Annotated in this window: 17 protein-coding genes; 2 read left to right on the forward strand and 15 right to left on the reverse strand. The window is 40.6% G+C overall.

Annotation, left to right across the window (positions count from 1 at the left end; all coding sequences use genetic code 11):
- Positions 1-16: 16 nt before the first annotated feature.
- From H5186_RS12100 to H5186_RS12145, 10 genes are all read right to left on the reverse strand, one after another.
- Positions 17-1774 carry a DEAD/DEAH box helicase gene (locus H5186_RS12100; protein WP_182740007.1) on the reverse strand — a complete coding sequence of 586 codons (1758 nt, stop codon included), beginning with the start codon at positions 1772-1774 and terminating at the stop codon, positions 17-19.
- 82 nt (positions 1775-1856) lie between these two features.
- On the reverse strand, positions 1857-2159 hold the full coding sequence (locus tag H5186_RS12105) for an H-NS family nucleoid-associated regulatory protein (RefSeq protein WP_182784863.1): 303 nt from the start codon (positions 2157-2159) through the stop codon (positions 1857-1859).
- Positions 2160-2466: 307 nt separating this feature from the next.
- Positions 2467-3237 carry a hypothetical protein gene (locus H5186_RS12110; protein ID WP_182784861.1) on the reverse strand — a complete coding sequence of 257 codons (771 nt, stop codon included), beginning with the start codon at positions 3235-3237 and terminating at the stop codon, positions 2467-2469.
- 253 nt (positions 3238-3490) lie between these two features.
- Positions 3491-4045, reverse strand: a complete 555-nt coding sequence (locus H5186_RS12115; protein WP_182717938.1) for a DUF1439 domain-containing protein — start codon at positions 4043-4045, stop codon at positions 3491-3493.
- A gap of 95 nt (positions 4046-4140) precedes the next feature.
- The gene (locus tag H5186_RS12120) at positions 4141-6825 is read right to left on the reverse strand and encodes a DUF349 domain-containing protein (protein WP_182794497.1); all 2685 of its coding nucleotides are present in this window, start codon (positions 6823-6825) and stop codon (positions 4141-4143) included.
- Entirely contained in the window at positions 6815-7096 is a 282-nt protein-coding gene (locus tag H5186_RS12125; protein ID WP_016707757.1) for a YeaC family protein, read from the reverse strand. The genes H5186_RS12120 and H5186_RS12125 overlap by 11 nt, the downstream gene beginning before the upstream one ends.
- Position 7097: 1 nt before the next feature.
- A complete protein-coding gene (locus tag H5186_RS12130; RefSeq protein ID WP_149982912.1) occupies positions 7098-7424 on the reverse strand; it encodes a hypothetical protein in 327 nt (108 codons plus the stop codon).
- A gap of 181 nt (positions 7425-7605) precedes the next feature.
- Complete coding sequence (locus H5186_RS12135; RefSeq protein ID WP_182717936.1) at positions 7606-9111, reverse strand: sodium:alanine symporter family protein; 1506 nt, start codon at positions 9109-9111, stop codon at positions 7606-7608.
- A gap of 369 nt (positions 9112-9480) precedes the next feature.
- Positions 9481-10611 carry a carboxypeptidase family protein gene (locus tag H5186_RS12140; RefSeq protein ID WP_182740010.1) on the reverse strand — a complete coding sequence of 377 codons (1131 nt, stop codon included), beginning with the start codon at positions 10609-10611 and terminating at the stop codon, positions 9481-9483.
- Between the two features lie 209 nt (positions 10612-10820).
- Positions 10821-12263 (reverse strand): glyceraldehyde-3-phosphate dehydrogenase, encoded by a 1443-nt coding sequence (locus H5186_RS12145; protein WP_145241596.1) that lies wholly within the window; start codon positions 12261-12263, stop codon positions 10821-10823.
- 176 nt (positions 12264-12439) lie between these two features.
- On the opposite strand from H5186_RS12145, the gene H5186_RS12150 reads away from it, so the two are divergent.
- Complete coding sequence (locus tag H5186_RS12150; protein ID WP_149982909.1) at positions 12440-13240, forward strand: DUF2989 domain-containing protein; 801 nt, start codon at positions 12440-12442, stop codon at positions 13238-13240.
- Positions 13241-13298: 58 nt separating this feature from the next.
- On the opposite strand, the gene ihfA is transcribed toward H5186_RS12150, so the two are convergent.
- From ihfA to H5186_RS12175, 5 genes are all read right to left on the reverse strand, one after another.
- Positions 13299-13592 (reverse strand): integration host factor subunit alpha, encoded by a 294-nt coding sequence (gene ihfA / locus H5186_RS12155; RefSeq protein WP_016707763.1) that lies wholly within the window; start codon positions 13590-13592, stop codon positions 13299-13301.
- Between the two features lie 2 nt (positions 13593-13594).
- Positions 13595-15982: a phenylalanine--tRNA ligase subunit beta gene (gene pheT / locus H5186_RS12160; protein WP_182717934.1), complete on the reverse strand. Its 2388-nt coding sequence runs from the start codon at positions 15980-15982 to the stop codon at positions 13595-13597.
- Between the two features lie 15 nt (positions 15983-15997).
- A complete protein-coding gene (gene pheS, locus H5186_RS12165; RefSeq protein WP_182767895.1) occupies positions 15998-16978 on the reverse strand; it encodes a phenylalanine--tRNA ligase subunit alpha in 981 nt (326 codons plus the stop codon).
- Between the two features lie 151 nt (positions 16979-17129).
- The gene (gene hda / locus H5186_RS12170; RefSeq protein ID WP_179959227.1) at positions 17130-17840 is read right to left on the reverse strand and encodes a DnaA inactivator Hda; all 711 of its coding nucleotides are present in this window, start codon (positions 17838-17840) and stop codon (positions 17130-17132) included.
- A complete protein-coding gene (locus H5186_RS12175; RefSeq protein WP_182717933.1) occupies positions 17840-18895 on the reverse strand; it encodes a DUF2066 domain-containing protein in 1056 nt (351 codons plus the stop codon). The genes hda and H5186_RS12175 overlap by 1 nt, the downstream gene beginning before the upstream one ends.
- Positions 18896-19201: 306 nt before the next feature.
- On the opposite strand from H5186_RS12175, the gene H5186_RS12180 reads away from it, so the two are divergent.
- The gene (locus tag H5186_RS12180) at positions 19202-19819 is read left to right on the forward strand and encodes a LysE family translocator (RefSeq protein ID WP_182717982.1); all 618 of its coding nucleotides are present in this window, start codon (positions 19202-19204) and stop codon (positions 19817-19819) included.
- Positions 19820-19891: the final 72 nt, after the last annotated feature.

Consider the following 19891-nt stretch of genomic DNA (forward strand, 5'->3'; position numbering starts at 1 on the left):
AAATCAGTTAAGCTTATTAATAGCTTAGCTGATTTGCCTTTCTGAAGTTACCTTGATAATCAAATAGTTTATCGGCAACCTTCCAGCCATATTTTTTACTCTTTCTAGCAATAACAAAATCCGGTGCAACAAGCTGCATCTGTCCAGCAATAACTTGTCCAGCTGACTTATATTCTGTGGGTGTTTGACCATTAGCAGTACGCTGAGCAAATTGTTTATTAAACGCATAACGGGCGCCGGACTTTGAGAAATCATAAATTTCATCGCAACTAGCACCATCTTCATCATAATAAGTAACTTTAATAATATGTTCGTTATTTGCAAGGCTAACAACACTTAAACCACTGCAACGTAATACCAATGCATCTTTTAAATTTAATGCAGCACGTAGTTTATCATCAGGATCAGCCATTACCTCATGGCAAGACTGGCACTGACGTGCGGCAATATCATTTTGCGCACCACACGCTTCACATTCTTTAAAGCGAAAACGGTAATCACATTGCTCTTTTGAGCCATCATCATCTTCGAGTAAACCTTGGCAGCGACGGCCAAAATGCTCAATCACTTTACCTTGTGTATCGGTTTTTCCCCAAAATATATTGGCAAAACCACAACCCGGGCAAAGTACTTGTACAGGCTCGTTATCACTATCGCCTTTTTTACTTCCTACTTCGGGGTAAAATAAGTCAAAGCCATTACCTGCATAATCAATTACCAAACACTCGGTTTTCCCTTCGCTTAAACGCAGGCCTCGACCAACAATTTGTTGGTATAAACTAACCGACTCTGTCGGGCGTAAAATAGCAATAAAATCAACATGAGGCGCATCAAACCCGGTGGTGAGCACCGATACATTGACTAAATACTTTAGTCGGCGCTGCTTAAATTCCAAAATAATACGGTCACGTTCAGCGTTAGGAGTATCCCCGGTGATCAAAGCCGTTTGTTGTTCAGGCAAATAACCATAGACTTCTTTTGCATGCAATACGGTCGCAGCAAAAATCATGATCCCTTGGCGTTGCTCGCTGTACTGAATAACTTGCTGCATAATAGCTTTGGTTGCTCTGCTATGCTTTTCTAGCAACTGGTTCATATCATCGGCTGTATAGCGTCCGAAGGAATCACTTTGTAAAGAAGAAAAATCATAATGACTGATCGCCGCATCCACTTCCTTTGGCGCAGTCAAATAATGATGCTTGATCATATAACGCAGGGGTAGTTCAAAAATACATTCTCGAAATGGACTCGCTTTATCGCCTCGAACAAAACCATGATAATGGCGATAATAAACCCAGCCCATTCCCATACGATAAGGCGTAGCGGTAAGTCCAAGTACTTTTAACTGCGGATTATATGCTTTTAGCGCAACGATCACTTTTTGGTACTGGCTATCTTGCTCACCACTGACACGGTGACATTCATCTATGATCACTAACGAATAATGTTCGTTAAGTTGCTCAAGATTGCGTGACAGCGATTGGATACTGGCAAACGTTACTTGATGTAGCAATGACTTTTGTTTTAAACCCGCAGAAAAAATACTCGCCTGAAGGCCAAAGCTTTTATATTTTTCAGCATTTTGCTCAACAAGCTCTTTGACATGGGCAAGTACTAAAATTTTCTTTCTGGCAATTCGCGCTAACTCAGCGATCACCAAGCTTTTACCTGCACCCGTAGGTAATACAATTAAAGCAGGATCTGAGGTTTTACGAAAATGAGCGACAGTGCGATCAACCGCTTCTTGTTGATAGGGTCGTAGTACATACGTCATAGTGGCAACTTCGAAGGGGTCAACAAATAATGGGGTAATAACTATTTTGTAAATAAAGAGGGGGTATACACCCCCTACAGTATTAAGCTAAGTGGTCGGTAAGTTCAACACCTTGGAATGCTTTAGGGCGTTTACCACGGCCAGTCCATTCAACAATTTCACCCTCAAACTCAATACGGTATTTAGGCATTACTTTTGTGCGTTTATCGTGGGCACCGTCTTGAAGATCATCAAGAGTAAGACCTTTTGCTTTTAACAGATCAAGTACTTCTTGTTTCGCTTGCTGCTGCTGCGTATATTTTGCAATCGCATCGCCAAGTAATGCCTGTGCTTTTTCTAAGTCTGATAGACTCGCTGATTTAATAAAAGCTTTAACTTCTTTCATTTTTTACTCACTAAGTTGTAAAGTTATAAATTAGATATGATTCAACTAAATTATAAGCCTATTCTTTAAAATAGGCCAAGCTGATTAAGCAGTTTTTAAGGATTTTATTTAAACTAAGATTAATCAATAAGATTAGTATAGTCATTTATTAAAGTTAAGTGGTTTATTATTCACTTTATCAGCGCTGAAAAATATACTTAACATGCTTAATTAACCTAAAGAGTATGCAATCCTTTTATTTAAAAACGAACGTTCATCTCAATATTTTCGCAATTACATAAATTCATTTGATCACTTTATAATACAACTACATCGACGTTATTAGCGTTTTAAACCGCCCCGCTAAACCAATATCATTAATGTTTTTTTCAAGACCAATAGAATAGGATTGCTTTTGGTCAGCCCAAGATAAACTCGTGTACACATTATCGCTATTGTCTTTAAGTACATAAAGGACCCCAGGGTTGCTATTTACATAATAATTCACCGCGTCCGCATCAATATATACGCCACTGCTTTGACTAAAACTAAACATTTTTATAATCACAGTACCAAACGTATCATTCTTGACAATCTGAGTTAACTGATCCCAACCGCTACCGGCAATAAAATTTCCGCCAACGGTTTTACTCATAACAGTAAATTCTTGTTGCAACAATATATTATCTAAAGCAACTGTGTCTCCTGCAAATTGCTGCGACAAATTAGTTTGGTCTGCGGTTGATTGCGCCGCCATGATTTCAGGTTTTAAGGTGCGCAGAAATAGTTCATGGCCATTTTTGTGCTCTGCAATCACTTTTTCAATATCTTTGATCTGAGATGTGTCCACTAACGCAAAACCATTGGTTTTAGTCTCTAAAGCAAGCCGTAAATAGCCTGTATCTTGGGCAGTATTAATTTTATCATGTTCGTGCAGTTCAATTGGCGTTTCTGTAAAAGAAAACACCTGAGCGCCCTGCGGTTGCGCTGCATGTTCTGCAAGAAAAGGATTAGAATTTAAATCGGGCTCATTAGCAAAAGCTACAACCGAGAATACAGCTATCATCGTTGCACTGAATATCACGTTACATTTTTTCATAATAGGCTCTTTATCCATAAAGAAGGCAATTAAGGGTGTTTAACTAACAATCAGTATAGTCGATTAAACACACAACTTGTACCTATATAATAAAATTATTCTTTTAATTTATATCTCGATGACGGTTATAAATAGCAGCCCTTATAGCGTGTACCTCCCCTTTTAAATTAAGCAACAACCACCTTACTTATATTTAAACAGATACAAAAAAGCCCTGTACGTGCAGGGCTTCAACCATCTGAATAATATTAGTTTAAATGCTAGGTACTAATTTAATTGCGCCCTGCTCTACTTTCATATCTAAAGGTAATTTACTTAATAGCGCAACCTTAGGATCATTCATATTTAATCTATAGACTGGGTTTACAGCTAAAAATCCGTTAATAACTTTCATTGCTTCATCATCAAGCACCGCTAGGTTTCCCTTAAAACCGCCCGCGTCGATAGTTGAATCAAGCAATTTTACATTCCGTAGAAATACCGCTTTTTTCTCACTATCATAAAATGGCGCACCTTCTATTTGCAGCTTCAGACGCACTGGGTATTTAAGTGCGAAAGCATTTATAACAGCACTCGAATCTGCACCTAATACGATTACATCACGATTATCAGGGCCGACATTTACGCTTAAATCATTCACATTAAACTGTACAGGTAACCCCATCAAGCTGACTTCTTCACTAAGTTTTGGTAATTGCTGGTTAAGTGCTGTTTCAATTTCGCTGCTAGTAAATGAATAAACAGATACGCCGTTCGTGGTGTTACAAGCAGAGAGTAATAAACAGCTAATTAATAAAATATACTTCATTGTTTTTCCTTTACTATAATATTATCGTCAAAAACCAAATAAAAACAAAAGCCGCACAACGGCGGCTTTATTTAATCTGCGGCGCCCTAGATTATTTAAATGCTAAATACCGCTTTTAAACGTCCTAGTGTGTCAGCATCAACTGAACCTTGAGCCAGAGCCAATAACACCTTTAAGTAATAATGTAGATCAGCTTGTTCACCGCGATGCTTATCGTCAAGCATTGCAACCTGCTCAGCCATACGCGGTGCTCCCTCAGGACTGGTAACATTAGCTAGAATTTCCATTCTTAACATCAGTTGCGTAATGGTTAAATGCGTATCAGCACACCCTTGCCATTGTGCAGGGATTGCTTGCTGGTTTTCAAGCGCACTAAATAAAGCGCTAAAATCAGCCTGTGCTGCTTGTTCTGTCAGCACGGCTAATTTACCATCAATGTTAGCTAATAGCTTTTGCATGCGGTTATTTAATTCTTTGCTCCCTTCAAGCGCAATTAGCTTAGTGCGTAAATCTAGTAATTGTGCTTTTTGATTAACCGCTGGTAATGCGTCTTCAAGTTCACTCAGTTGTGCTGCGATAACTGCGTTGTCGGCGGCTTGTTGCTGCTTATGCTGAGCAAACTCTTCACTGCGTTTGGCAAATGTCACATCGTTGCATTGACGGAATTTTTGCCATAATGCATTTTCAGCTTTTACACCCGCAAAGCCTATTCCCTGCCACTGCTGTTGCAGCTCTTTGAGCTGCTGACAAGCATCAGCTAAGTCTTCACTTACTGATAATTGCTGTGCTTGTTCAACGAGTGCATTTTTTGCTGCCGCGTTGCTTTTATGAAACGCATTCAACGCATTGAATACTTGCTGTTGCTGCGCTTTATATTGTGTTTGCAAAGCACGGTATACTTTTGGCTCTACATTACCAGCATTACGCCATACTTTATTGATACGATTGTATTGGCTTTCAAACTCTTTCCAATCAAACTCATCGCTCGTCGTATCAGTATCAGCCAATGATTTCATCTGAGTGATAATCGCTTCGCGTTCAAGTTTCGTCGTTTCGCGCTGTTGTTCAAGTTGCGCAAAATGTTCACGACATGGTGCAAATAATAGCTCTATCTTGTCATCAAACTCTTTACCTTGCGCCTGCTCTTGCTCGGTATCTAAACGTCCAAGCTCATTCCAACGACGGCGTAATGTTTTCACTTCGTTTGCGCGCGCCTTGGCATCTGTGCAAGGTTGATTGAGCAAACTGGTAATTTCAGTTAGTAGCTCTTCACGCTTAGGGGCAGACGCATACTTTTGCCAATCACGAGCATTTTCTAACTGCTGCTCAAGATCTGCTTTGACTTTTTCAAGACTTTGCTGACTAACTGGAGTTAACGTTTCATACAGCTCAATAAAGCCTTTAAACACACCAAATGCAACATTAAAACGGCCTTGTTCAATAAGGCGCTGAACATCGCGTCCTTTGCGAGTAGCTTGTTGCTGATTTTTTGTTAATGTATCACTAATAGGTGCAACAGCTTTATTCCAGCGTTGTTGTTGCTCATTTAATTGTGCTTTAAAAGGCCCTTGTAACGGCTTAGGTAACTGAGCTAAAGATTCATTCGCCGCTTTATACGTCTGCTTAAATTGGCGATTAGCCTCATCATAATTTGCTTGGTCAATATCGTCAGTGTTGATACTGCTCAATTCTTTTAATGAAGTTTTAAAAACCCTGATCGCTTCACTAAGCTCTGGTAATTTAGCTACTTGCTTAAACAAACTTGTTAATCTGCCAGTCACTTGGTTTTTTTGCCCGCCGTCTTGCAGTTCGCTTTGTGTCAGTGTTTCCTGTGCTTGTGCAACTTTAGCTTCCAACCAATCTTGTTGTATTTGCTCTGGTGTTTCTAAGCCAACTTGTAGCGCATTTTCAATTTCATCACTTAACGCTTCTAAATTTGCCAACGCCAATAATTGTCGTTGCTGCTGAGCTAACCGTTGTTGTTGTTGCTCATGAACAGCTTGTAATTGACTAACTAACTCATTTAATTTTTCGGTTAGTACGATGTATTTATTTGCAACCGTCTCGCGTTGTTCTGGATTTAACCAGGTTAGATCAAGTGCCTGCCATTGCTGGGTTAACTCACCATATTGTTGAGTAACAAGCGCATAGTCTTGTTTTTCACGTAATGCATTAAGTTTTGCCAAAATAACACGAGTATCATTTTGTACTTTTAATGGCATTTCAATTGCTAAACGCTCATTTTCTATATGCGTCTCAAGGGTTAATTTTGCCTCATCATGTGCATGCTTAACTAAGCTTTTCACTAATTGATGGGTGATCACTTGCTCAACAAGGTGCACTTGTAGTTCGCTTGAACCTTCTTTGAACGCCTTTTCAACTAACTTAGGATTAGCCAAACGTTTTAATAGCTTCGCTCTTACTTGCAGTTCTTTTTCTGCAAATGCAAGTTTTTCAAGCGTTTTTACCGGAGCAAAACGCTCTATGTATTCGTTTTTAATGTGGCTAGATAAGTTACTTTCATCACTCAGTACGGCATTTGATATATGCTGTTCTGCTAATTCTTTTAAACTTTGATCTTGTTTATACGCCTGCCACCACAGCACTAAATCATTGACTTTATTAAGCGCTTTTTTACGGATCTCTGCTGAACTATCTTCCAGAGCTAATGCATTTAAAATCGTCGCATCACGCTCTACATCTAGCTTTTCAATTGCCTCTAAACGTACTTGTTGCTTCGGGTGCTTCCACTTCGGGGTAAAAAGGTGTTTAAAGATCATGTTCACTAAACCTTGCTATTTCGTTGTCTGCGGTAAATTCTTTTTGCAATTGTGCTTTGGTTTTTTGCACCATTTCACCATTAGAACCGATGGTGAATTGCTCATTTGTTTGCGCTACTTTTGCTTGGTAAAGCATGACTAATTGCACTGTCTGCTGCTTTTGCTCGTCACTGAGTACCGTGCCATCAGGCCACTTACCTGTTGCGGCACCATACTGGAGGCGTTCGAATAATTCTGGGGTAATTGTTTTTACGAGATTATCGATGTTCATGTCATTTTTTCTTTTTTAAAGTCACTAAAATAACGCGGTTTATTAAATACCAAATACAACCGATTGCAATGGCTGCGGAGCATGCGTACCACGATGGAGTTTCAGGTTCTGGATGTAAAAAGTATAAACTAAAGAATCCACCTAAAAATATCAGTAAAGCAAAAAAAGAATGATTCATAAACATTTGTTGTTTTTGAATGCGTTTTTCGCGCGCTAGCTGTTGACGTTGTTCATCATCAAGCTGCGCTACATTATTCTCACAGTGAGGGCACTGTTGGTGTTTATCGGATATTGACTTATTACAACTAGGACAACGAACAATTGCCATATCTTTCTCCATACTTCGCATAAAAATCTACGCATAAAAAAGGCGCCTTGCGGCGCCCTTTATTGTACGTGTTTTATTTGTCGTTGTCTTTTTTCAATTGCAGCCAATAGCTGAGATCCAAAAAACAACGAGTATCTAATTTTTACAATAACCAAAACATCTCTGATTACACCACTCAATCCTATAACTGAGAGTCTTTTGATTGTTTTGCGAGACGCTTTTCCCAAAAAGTAGCGTTTTTGATCCCTAACTTAACAGGGTCAAATGTGATATCCCCGCCTTTTTTCTTCTGATCTTCGTAATCGCGCAAACATAATAGCGCAGGTCTAGCCACAAAGAATATTGATAAAATGCCCAATATATTTATCCAAGCCATTAAACCCACGCCAATGTCACCAATACTCCAGATATAACCAGAGCTGTTTACCATGCCATATGACACCATAAACATAATCACAAATTTCACCATCACAAGCGGAATAGTACCTTTAAAATAACGATTTAAATATGCGATATTGGTTTCAGCAATATAATAATAAGCAAGTATTGTAGTAAAAGCGAAGAAGAACAATGCAATTCCAACAAATGCTTCACCAAAACCACCAAACACGCTGAATAAAGCCATTTGCGTGAAAGCAGCTGAACCAACTTCAGTTGCAGCATCAACGTTTTGTACAATAAATTGCCCTGCAGGTAATTCACCCACTACATTGTATTGCTGGGTAATTAAAATCATTAATGCTGTCGCAGTACAAACAAAAATAGTATCAACATAAACAGAAAAAGCTTGCACTAAACCTTGTTGGGCTGGGTGATCAACTTCAGCCGCTGCAGCTGCATGCGGTCCGGTACCTTGACCAGCTTCGTTAGAATAAATACCACGTTTTACACCCCAACCAATAGCGGCACCAAAACCGGCCTGTGCGGTAAACGCATCTGTTATGATTAAAGAGAAGATATCAGGTACTTTATCGATATTTAAAAATACCACGATTAAAGCTAATACTATGTAGCCTAACGCCATAAATGGCACCACAATTTGAGTAAAGTTAGCAATACGCTTAATACCACCGAAGATAATAAACGCTAAAACAATAAGAATAATTGCCAAAGCAACCAATTTAAAGCTACCAACTTCACCAAAACTCGTTGAGACCATAGTGCCATCACCAAACACTTGGGTAAACGCGTTGCCAACTGCATTGGCTTGCACGCCCGGCAGAAAAACACCACATGCAATAATTGCCGACACGGCAAATAAAATCGCCAGCCATTTTTGTTCTAAACAGCGATCAAAATAATATGCTGGGCCGCCGCGATATTGGCCATCTTCTTCTGTTTTATAAATTTGCCCTAATGTAGATTCGGCGTACGCGGTACTTGCCCCTAGAAAAGCCACTATCCACATCCAAAAAATAGCACCAGGGCCACCAAAGCCAATTGCTGCCGCTACACCGGCTATATTACCAACCCCTACTCGTCCAGATAACGACACAGCCAATGCTTGAAAAGATGAGATCCCTTTATCTGAGGTGTTAGGGCTAAATAGTAATTTGCACATTTCTTTAAAATGTCTAACTTGAGCAAATCGGGTTAATACAGAATAGAACAAGCCTGCGCCTAGGCATAAATAGATGAGTGCATTACTCCAAACAACATCATTAACAGCGCTTACAAAAGCTTCCATGGATATCCTCTATAGTTATATTTATTATTTTCTAGTTACGATACTCTGCTGTAGCTAATCAGAATGCGCGACATATGGCTATGGGAAATAAGGTAACAACATTACTACCTCCCCTGCAACTTTTTGAATATTAACTTAAACGATCTAAGTTTGTTAACACTTATTTTTCAAAACAACTACTTGTAAAACTTAATTAACCCTACGTGGTTTTATGCAGGTAACTTAAATATACGGCTCGAACAGAGCTTGGAAAAGATTTAAGTAACACATTAAACAAATATCATCGCTTTATTAGCGTCGCTAATGCCATTCATCGCGATTAAAAAAACTAAGGGCATCGATATGAATGATGCCCTTAGTACAAACGCGTTATCTTAATTTATCTACTACGTTAACAATCGCAGCCAAGGTGTCTTGGCCAAATTGATATGAACGGCGATCTGACCAGCCATAATCAGGATCTGGTAAACCATCGTTATCCTTAAATGGCATTTCAACCGTATAAGCAAGCGCTTTAAATTCTTCTGCAACAGCTGATGACCCCACCGTTAGATTGGCTTGACCTGGCTCATCTTTCGGGTAACCGTGGACATCTTGAAACTCAGGAGTCACTATGTGCAATGCCGCTTTAAAACTGTCTTCTAAGTCTTTTAAGCGTGCATCATAGCTTGGGATACCTTCACTACCGGCTACAAAGTTATATGGAATCGCTTCATCTCCGTGAATATCAAGGTGCATATCAACACCGGTCTCACGCATTTTATTTAGCACTAAATATACTTCTGGGCTATTTTCCATGCTGGGAGTTTGCCATTCACGATTTAAGTTAACTCCTTTTGCGTTAGTACGTAAATGCCCGCGAGCACTGCCATCAGGGTTCATGTTCGGTACGATGTAAAATACCGCTTTTGATAACAATGCTGCTGCATGTGGATCTTCATCATCTAATAACTTATGTAATACACCTTCAACAAACCATTCGGCCATCGTTTCGCCTGGATGTTGACGGGCTGTTATCCAAATAGTTTTCTTATTTTCATCACTTTCGCCACCAATGCGCAGTACGCTCATATCACGGCCATCAAGTGTTTCACCTAAGGTTTCAAGCTGACAGGCTTCTTGGCTTTGTGCCCATGTGATTAGATCTAAGTGACGCTCGTAGCTATATGGTGCAAAGTAAGCAAAATAAACACAGCCACATTCTGGCTCAATCTCAAATGATAACGTGCCATCAGCATAGTTTGAAGGAATACGAAACCAGGTTTGGCGATCATATGATGCAACTGCCTGATAACCTTCCCAGCCGTCAGGATAAGCTGAATTTTCAAGGTTATTGATATGTAATTTATGGCTTTGAAAAGGTGTTGTTTCTAAACGGAAATGGAACCACTGAAAAAAATCAGATAAATGATCTTTATTGATCTCAAGCTGAATATTAAGTGGATCGGTCGCGGCAATGACCTTGATATTGCCACTGTCAAAATTACTGGTGATTTTCATTTTATTAAACCTATATATGAAAAATTAATCGCTAACTCATCGCTTGTTAGTTAGAAATTAAATAACGCCTCACTATAATGGACGCATTGTTATTAAAATGTAGCAAACTGGATACAGCCTACCACATGGCTTGGGTTTTGAAAAAACATTCATGACTAAAAAAGCCAGCGAATGCTGGCTTTTTGTAAAGATTTTTAAGCTATTACCAATTAACGTGGCAAGCTTGGGAATGAAACCTCGGCCATATCGCGCATACAACGCACAACTTGGCAGCTGTAACCAAACTCATTATCGTACCAAACATAAAGTACAATACGGTTGTCATCAACGATAGTGGCGGTTGAATCAACTACACCCGCATAACGACTGCCGACTAAATCGGTAGACACAATCTCAGTAGAGGCCGTGTAATCAATTTGGTCGCGTAACTCTGAATGCAGAGCAGCATGGCGTAAGAACGAGTTTAACTCCTCAACCGTGGTGCTGGTCGCAAGGTTTAAGTTCAAAATAGCCAGAGACACATTCGGTGTAGGTACACGGATTGCGTTACCCGTTAATTTGCCTTCAAGTTCTGGTAATGCTTTTGAAACAGCTTTAGCTGCGCCAGTCTCAGTGATCACCATATTAAGTGCTGCGGCACGGCCACGACGATCTGCTTTGTGGTAGTTATCAATCAAATTTTGGTCATTAGTGTACGAGTGAACTGTTTCAACGTGACCATTGTTAATACCAAACTTATCATTAAGTGCTTTTAATGTTGGTGTGATTGCGTTGGTAGTACAGCTTGCTGCACAAACAATTTTATCTTCCGGTTTGATATCGTGGTTATTAACACCATATACGATGTTTTTGATATTGCCTTTCGCCGGTGCTGTTAATAGTACTTTTGCAGCGCCTTTTGATTTTAAATGTAAGCCAAGGCCAGCTTCGTCTTTCCAGATCCCCGTATTATCAACGATCAATGCGTTTTCAATACCATATGCTGTGTAGTCAATTTCATCTGGAGAGTTAGCATAGATCACCTGAATGTAGCTACCATTGGCTTTTATTGCATTACGTTCTTTATCAATGGTGATTGAACCATTAAAAGGACCATGAATTGAATCACGACGTAATAGGCTAGCACGCTTTTCAAGGTCGCCGTCTTTACCACCACGAACAACGATTGCACGTAAGCGTAAATCCGCATAAGGACCTGATTTTTCAATTAACAAACGCGCTAGTAAACGACCGATACGACCAAAACCATATAACACCACATCGCGTGGCTCTTTGGCTTGTGAGTTTACAATTTCAGCTAACTCGTCGTTTAAATATTCTTCGATAGAACGACCATTTGCAACATCGTTAAATAAATAACCATAAGCCAGTTTACCAATATCGATACGGGCAGAGTTTAAATCCATTTTGCTAATAGCTTCTAAAAACGGAAAGCTTTCGCGTAAACGTAGTTTAGTACCTTCAAACTGTGCCACTGTTTTGTGAGATTTGATGATATCAATTGTACTGGCATTGACGAGAGGACGGCCATATACCGCGATTTCAATACCACGATTACGATAAAGCTTACCAATGATAGGTTGCATGCTTTCTGCGTAATCTTGGCGTTCTTGCCAACTATTTGTGTATTCTAACTCGTGAGATGAGGTCATTTTATTTACCTAATTAAACAATTTTTGAACGGATAGCCATAAGACGTATTGAATTTTGAGAGCAACACGCCTCAGTGGGCTTCGCTATTCTAATTTAAACTAACTTTATTCTCCACTGTTAGAGATCAATTCATTACGCTAGAATAACAAGGTAATTATTAAGGTGAGGTTAAGGGATGTTACTAAGAGCAAGTGTTTTACTGAGTTTGTTGGCATTAACTGGGTGTGAAGAACCGTTGACACTTGCAAAGGTGTGTAAAGAAACCCCAGGTTTATGTAATGATTTAAATACCGATAGTCACTGTAAAGCACAGCGTGCTGATGTGATCATGGCGCGTTACCATGAATACAAACAACCGACTGACGATAACAAATATTTATTATTAAAGGGTTTTGAAAAATACGATAGATGCGTATCGCTGGCGGCAAAAATTGAGCATATCAAGTTAAAAGAAAAAACCACCTCCCGCGTTGAAGCGCATTTAACCAGTATCAAGGAAATGACACGGTTATTTCAAGATACCAAAAATACTAACCACCCTGGGTTGTTGTATTATCACTGGTCACGCAATAATGACCAATCAGCCCTGACTAAATTACTTGCGCTTGAAAACGATCCTAGTGTCACTGAGGACGCTGAAATCCAGTTTTTCTTAGCCAGCTACTATATTAAGTTTGATGAAGATAAGACCATAGACTTACTGTATAAAACGTTAGAGCTAAACAAAGCTGAGCAAACTCCAAACCCCGAAATATTCACCACATTGACCAGTTTGTTTTATAAGCAGGAAAAATATAAGCATGCCTATACTTTTGCAAAAATTGCGCAGCTTTCTGGGATAACCAATGTTGAAATATTCCCAATTGAACAGCAGCTAACAGCAACAGGAAAAAGTCTCAGCGGATTAGATACCCTCGCACAGCAAACCTACGACAGTATTCAAGCTGGGCAGTTTGTTTCACCACGGGATTTTTAATCGCGTTCAAACTTAGTTTATAGAAAAGAAAAAGGCAGCTGACGCTGCCTTTTTTAATTTATTTGCTCGTACCAACTTCAACACGAGTTTTGAGCTTTTGACCAGGTCGAAAGGTGACGACGCGTCGTGCCGAAATAGGGATATCTTCCCCAGTTTTCGGGTTACGGCCAGGCCTTTCTTTCTTGTCACGAAGATCAAAGTTACCAAATCCAGAGAGCTTAACCTGCTCGCCTTTTTCAAGCGCTGAGCGGATTTCTTCAAAAAACGCTTCAACTAAATCTTTGGCATCCTTTTTATTGATCCCCAATTTTTCAAATAGGTGTTCAGCTATGTCGGCTTTAGTAAGCGCCATATCTAGTCCCTCAACGATGCATTAAACTGTTCGGCCAGTGCGGCCACCACGTTATCAACTACTAGATTGATATCTTTCTCTTCGAGTGTTCTATCAACCGCTTGCAGTGTTAGAGCAATCGCCAAACTCTTATAATTTGGCTCAATACCTTTGCCCTTATACACATCGAATAAGTTTAGGTCAACCAATTGATTTCCGCCAACTTTTTCTATCACTGATAAAATGTCGCCAGATTTCACCTGATCTTCCACTAAAATAGCGATGTCGCGGCGGTTTGAAGGGAACTTCGAAACCCCTACAGCCTCTGGTAAATTTCTTTTTTCAATGGCTGTCATTTCAATTTCAAACACGTAAGTCGCATTATTGATATCTAACGATTTTTGTACTTGAGGATGAATAGCACCAAAGAAACCGACCTTTTTACCTTCAACATAAATCACCGCAGATTGGCCCGGATGTAAGCCATCTGATTGCTCTGCTTTGATTTCAAAACGCGTTATATCATTGGTTAATGAAAGTAATGCTTCAACGTCACCTTTTAAGTCATAAAAATCAACGGTGCGCTTTTCTTCAACCCAATGTTCACCATGTGCCAGACCAGTAATAGCACCACCGATAACTGCAACTTGGTTTACGCCATTCTCTGCGTTTTCATCACGTAGAAATTTAAGGCCATGCTCAAATAAACGAATACGTGGCTGCTGGCGGTTTTGGTTATACATTACTGATGCAAGTAAACCTGGCATAAGGCTCACACGCATTGCCGACATTTCAATCGAAATTGGATGTGGCAAAATAAGCGCGTCACTGTCTGGGTGTAAAATAGCCTGTGCTTTAGGATCAACAAAGCTGTAAGTGATCGCTTCTTGATAACCACGAGTCACTAACGTATTGCGAAATTTGCTCACTGCAATATTGGCTTCGTTATGAGTGGTCATTTTTAATTTAGCAGTCGGAGCTACGTTTGGAATACTGTTGTAACCATATACGCGAGCAACTTCTTCAATTAGATCTTCTTCGATACGAATATCAAAACGGTAGCTTGGTACATCTGCACTCCACACACCATCGACAATTTTCACATCAAGCCCTAAACGGGTTAAAATGTCGGTTACTTTCGCATCTTCAATATGATGACCAATAACACGGTCTAAACGCGCACGACGAAGACGCACTTCAGTGACCTTAGGAAGCTTATCTTTTGCAACAGCTTCAACTACAGGGCCTGCTTGACCGCCTACAATCTCAAGTAACAACGCAGTTGCACGTTCTATTGCATCATGTTGCAGCGCAAAATCCACACCACGTTCATAACGATGCGATGCATCTGTGTGTAAACCATAGCTACGGGCTTGCCCTGCGATAGCAACTGGATTAAAAAACGCACTTTCTAATAGAATATCCGTTGTTTGCTCGGTAACGCCTGATTGCTCACCGCCAAAGATACCGGCAATCGCCAGCGCTTTGTTATGGTCGGCTATTACTAAGGTAGATTCATTTAACTTAGCAGTATTACCATCTAGTAATACCAGCTCTTCACCAGCATGGGCGCTACGTACTTTGATACCGCCTTCAATCGCATTTAAATCAAAAGCATGCATTGGATGGCCAAGTTCAAGTAACACATAGTTAGTTACATCAACCACAGGGTCAATTGCGCGCACGCCACTACGACGAAGCTTCTCAACCATCCAAAGTGGTGTTGTGGCGTCAAGGTTGATGCCTTTGATCACACGCCCTAAATAACGTGGGCAGGCTTCATCGTTTACTAGTTCAATTGATACTTTATCATCAATAGTTGCTGCAACCGCTGGTATCTCTAGGGCTTTAACATCAATACTGTTAAGTACGCCCACTTCACGAGCGATGCCTTTAATACCTAAACAGTCACCACGATTCGGGGTTAAATCAACATCAATAATGTTGTCATCAAGGCTTAAGTATTCACGTAAGTCTGTGCCCACTGGTGCATCAAGTGGCAACTCCATGATACCGTCGCCTTCTTCGCTAATACCCAGCTCCACGAATGCACACAGCATGCCGTGAGACGGTTGACCACGTAGTTTGGCTTTTTTAATTTTAAAATCGCCCGGTAATACAGCGCCAACCATAGCTACTGCAACTTTGATACCTAAACGGCAATTTGGCGCACCACATACAATATCTAATAGCTCATCGCCACCGACATTGATTTTAGTTACACGTAGTTTATCTGCATCAGGATGCTGACCACATTCAACTACTTCACCGACAACAACGCCAGAGAATTCTGCAGCAGCGGGCTCTACACCATCTACCTCAAGGCCGGCCATCGATAACTGTTCCGAAAGAGCCTGCGTGTCAATTGCAGGATTAACCCACTCTCTTAACCACTTTTCACTAAATTTCATGTTATTTCTTCACTCTTAACGGAACTGATTAAGGAATTTCAAATCGTTTTCGAAAAACGCACGTAAGTCATTTACACCATAACGCAGCATGGTTAAACGCTCTACACCCATACCAAAGGCAAAACCAGTGTATTTTTCTGGATCAATTCCCACTGATTTAAGCACGTTAGGGTGCACCATTCCGCAACCTAATACTTCTAACCATTTTCCGTCTTTACCCATCACATCAACTTCCGCTGAAGGCTCTGTAAATGGGAAAAATGAAGGACGGAAACGAATTTCCATATCTTCTTCAAAAAAGTTACGCAAGAAATCGTGCAAAATACCTTTAAGCTCAGTAAAGCTTACATCAGTATCAACCATCAACCCTTCAACCTGATGGAACATCGGCGTATGTGTTTGGTCGTAATCGTTACGGTATACACGCCCTGGAGAAATAATACGCAGCGGCGGTTGCTCAGCTTCCATGGTGCGAATTTGCACACCACTGGTTTGCGTACGCAACACCAGTTTTGGATTAAAGTAAAAGGTATCGTGATCAGCACGCGCTGGGTGATGCTCAGGAATATTTAGCGCGTCGAAGTTATGAAAATCATCTTCTACTTCTGGGCCAGATTTAACCGCAAAACCTAATTCGCCAAAAAAGCTCTCAATCCGCTCAATGGTACGCGTCACTGGGTGTAAACCACCTGTTGGCATAACACGACCGGGTAATGTTACATCGATTGTTTCAGCGGCTAATTTCTTTTCAAGGGCTTTGCTTGCTAATAATTCGCGCTTGTCGTTAATCGCAACTTGTACATCTTGCTTAGCTTGGTTAATTACTTGGCCTGCTTCTTTGCGTTCTTCAGGGGCAATTTTACCAAGGGTTTTTAATAGATTCGTGATTTCGCCTTTTTTACCAAGGTAGTTAACCCTGATATCTTCAAGCTGCGCGATTTCACTGGCACTGGCGACCGCCTCAAGTGCTTGCGCTAATATATTTTCTAAGTTCATTCGATACCTGATCTGTCACAGAAGGTGATTTAAGTAATAGCTAATGATAACTGAAAGCAATGGCTAGATTCCAGACCTTATACCAATCTTATTGAATTCTTTCCCATTCTGGTTAAGTAAAATGGGAAGTTAGACGATTTTGTAGAGAAAACTAGAGTTTTAGAGTGGATTTTATGAAAGGAATTGTCAATTTACGTTGTGCAGCCATCGATGCATGGTCAAGTTTATCAAGCACATCAAGTAGCGCACGCATATCACGACTCAAACGCGTTAATAAAAAGCGCGCACATTCATCACTGAGCTCTAAGCCGCGCATATTGGCACGCTTTACTAAGGCTTCGGCTTTGTCATCATCACTCATAGAACGGATTTGAAATGTCGTACCCCATTTTAATCGTGACTCAAGATCCGGCAGGCTAATATTTAGCATGTCTGGTAACAGATCCGCTGTCACTACCAAGCACTTACCCGGTTCGTTAAAACGGTTAAAAAAATTAAACAACGCTTTTTCCCACGCATCGTTACCTGCTACTAAATGCACGTCATCAATACACAGCACATCAAGGGCATCTAAGCCATCGAGCACCATAGGACCAAAATCAATCACTTCGCGCATTGATAGCAGCATAGTTGATAAACCATGCTCTTGAGCATGAATACAGGTTGCATACAGTAAATGCGATTTACCTGAATCCCCTAAACCACACAAATAAGTATATTGAAAAGTGGTTGCTAAACTTTTAAAGGCATTTTTTAAATGACTCACTTCCAGTGAATTTTCACCACCAAAATAAGAGGCAAACGTTTCATCATCCGGTAACGTCACCGGCAATGCCATTTGCACCGGCTCCATTGCCGGCATTACAAACCAACCCATTGATATTCTAAATCGTCTTGCGCTGTCACAGGATAAAACGCACGAGGGTCAACAAAGGGTTGAAAAGCGCGGTCGAGCTCTAAGGCTTTTTGTAAATCATGCATACTGCCAGTATGATTTATCGCAAAACTAACCATATCAGCGGTACGAGAACGAATTGTCACTTGGGTAACCACGCTTAAGCTCTGTAGCTGACGTTTAGCAAGCTCTATATCGACAAAGTTAGTGGTGCCTTTTAATTTAAACACCGCTTGGGCAAGCTGCGTTGTAGAATTTGGATCAACCGCATATTCATTGGCTAAGCCTGCCGCTAAACTGTCAATCATTAAGGCTATGGCTTGTTGTTTATCACCGGTTACTCTGTTTGCTTCAAACAGCTCATCGTTAGTAAAACGCCAATCCAACAGCCAAACCTCACTGTCAGGTTGTTTGTATAAACGCGCGGTAATACTACGCTCTGCACTATAGCGGCTTGATGCCTGCTCGACTGGCGTAGAGAAATTTCCCCACACTTCAGGTATTCCCACTAATGCACGGTCTTGTAAATCAAGTAATGGCACCACGACAGGCAAACCACGTCGCGCTGCGGTGCTATAAATTAGTTGCTCTAATTGCGGATAGCTTTCTTGGGTAACAAGTTCGCGACGCCAGTTATCTTCAATGGCAAGCCAAATAGCCACCAGCGGACGACGCGTCCCCCACAATGGTAAATTAAGTTCTTTGACGAGTGCGTTGATTTTGTTTGCTTCAAATTTAACCACGAGGTTAAGCTGACCATTGGCTTTTTCGTCGTATTCAAATTTGAGCATGTAATCTGATATATCTTTACTACGTCGCTGAGCCGTTGGGTTTTTGTCCGCATTTGGATCGCCACTGACCTTAACCAGTACATTTAGCAACGCTTCGCGGCTGGCGCTGAGTCGAGCATCGCGAGATTTGTCAGATACTTTTAATACGTCCTGATATAGATCAGTAACTTCAACCGCAGTTGCAGTGAAACTTAGGAAAATGGTGGTAATAGCAATAAATAATCTAGACACAGGGCATTAGTTCTTGGTTTTAAACTGATTTGATCCTAATTCAAAGCACCCAACAAAGCAAAAATATATTTGTTAAAACCCACTTACAAATAAGTGTTTGTAATCAATACACAGAAGATCACAGCGGCATCCTCTATAGGGATCGCAATTAGCTTACGAATAAGCGATAAACCGGAGCTTTATCGCGGGTGCTAACAATCTCATAATTGCGCTTAACTATCCCAAATTGGTTTCTAACGCTTTCGAAAACCATTACTATTGCGTATTCTATTGCGCATTCTATTGCAGCAACTAACGGATGCTTACATGCTCGACTTCGCAGTGCTGGGGGTATTTATACCCACCTTCTTTTTTGTCTCTATTACACCTGGGATGTGTATGACTTTAGCCATGACCTTAGGAATGAGTATTGGCGTGCGCAGAACTATGTGGATGATGATTGGCGAATTACTTGGCGTTGCCATTGTGGCTGTTGCAGCAGTCGCAGGGGTGGCAAGTATCATGCTCAACTACCCGACACTATTTAACGTATTAAAATGGCTCGGTGCAGGTTATTTAGTCTACATTGGCATTTCAATGTGGCGAGCAAAAGCAACCATCAAATTAGGCGCAGACAGTAAATTAAAAGTATCTCGCCAAGCGCTATTCTCACAAGGCTTTATCACCGCGATTGCTAACCCTAAAGGCTGGGCGTTTATGATTTCCCTGCTACCGCCGTTTATAAATATTGACTACGCGATTGCGCCACAATTGAGTATGTTAGTCGCCATCATTATGCTCAGCGAATTCACTTGCATGATGCTCTATGCCACTGGCGGTAAAAGTTTACGGCTGTTTTTAAACCAAGGTGACAATATCAAGTGGATGAACCGCATCGCTGGTAGTTTGATGATCGCGGTTGGTATTTGGTTAGCAGTTAGTTAGCGGCCAACTAAGCACAAGACTCACGCGCAATATTCACGACTGAATATTGCGCGCTAAATTTATATCTCTGTT

Origin of the sequence: Pseudoalteromonas sp. SG41-2, assembly GCF_014164535.1 — a bacterium.
In the GTDB taxonomy this organism is placed as follows: Bacteria; Pseudomonadota; Gammaproteobacteria; order Enterobacterales; family Alteromonadaceae; genus Pseudoalteromonas; species Pseudoalteromonas rhizosphaerae.

Coding starts and splice junctions, on each gene's coding strand:
- H5186_RS12125 (WP_016707757.1), bottom strand. CDS start 7,096: ATGAACATCGATAATCTCGTAAAAACAATTACCCCAGAATTATTCGAA.
- ihfA (WP_016707763.1), bottom strand. CDS start 13,592: ATGGCGCTTACTAAAGCCGACATAGCTGAACACCTATTTGAAAAATTG.
- H5186_RS12120 (WP_182794497.1), bottom strand. CDS start 6,825: ATGATCTTTAAACACCTTTTTACCCCGAAGTGGAAGCACCCGAAGCAA.
- pheT (WP_182717934.1), bottom strand. CDS start 15,982: ATGAAATTTAGTGAAAAGTGGTTAAGAGAGTGGGTTAATCCTGCAATT.
- H5186_RS12115 (WP_182717938.1), bottom strand. CDS start 4,045: ATGAAGTATATTTTATTAATTAGCTGTTTATTACTCTCTGCTTGTAAC.
- hda (WP_179959227.1), bottom strand. CDS start 17,840: ATGCCGGCAATGGAGCCGGTGCAAATGGCATTGCCGGTGACGTTACCG.
- H5186_RS12145 (WP_145241596.1), bottom strand. CDS start 12,263: ATGACCTCATCTCACGAGTTAGAATACACAAATAGTTGGCAAGAACGC.
- H5186_RS12150 (WP_149982909.1), top strand. CDS start 12,440: ATGTTACTAAGAGCAAGTGTTTTACTGAGTTTGTTGGCATTAACTGGG.
- H5186_RS12135 (WP_182717936.1), bottom strand. CDS start 9,111: ATGGAAGCTTTTGTAAGCGCTGTTAATGATGTTGTTTGGAGTAATGCA.
- H5186_RS12110 (WP_182784861.1), bottom strand. CDS start 3,237: ATGAAAAAATGTAACGTGATATTCAGTGCAACGATGATAGCTGTATTC.
- pheS (WP_182767895.1), bottom strand. CDS start 16,978: ATGAACTTAGAAAATATATTAGCGCAAGCACTTGAGGCGGTCGCCAGT.
- H5186_RS12130 (WP_149982912.1), bottom strand. CDS start 7,424: ATGGCAATTGTTCGTTGTCCTAGTTGTAATAAGTCAATATCCGATAAA.
- H5186_RS12100 (WP_182740007.1), bottom strand. CDS start 1,774: ATGACGTATGTACTACGACCCTATCAACAAGAAGCGGTTGATCGCACT.
- H5186_RS12180 (WP_182717982.1), top strand. CDS start 19,202: ATGCTCGACTTCGCAGTGCTGGGGGTATTTATACCCACCTTCTTTTTT.
- H5186_RS12105 (WP_182784863.1), bottom strand. CDS start 2,159: ATGAAAGAAGTTAAAGCTTTTATTAAATCAGCGAGTCTATCAGACTTA.
- H5186_RS12140 (WP_182740010.1), bottom strand. CDS start 10,611: ATGAAAATCACCAGTAATTTTGACAGTGGCAATATCAAGGTCATTGCC.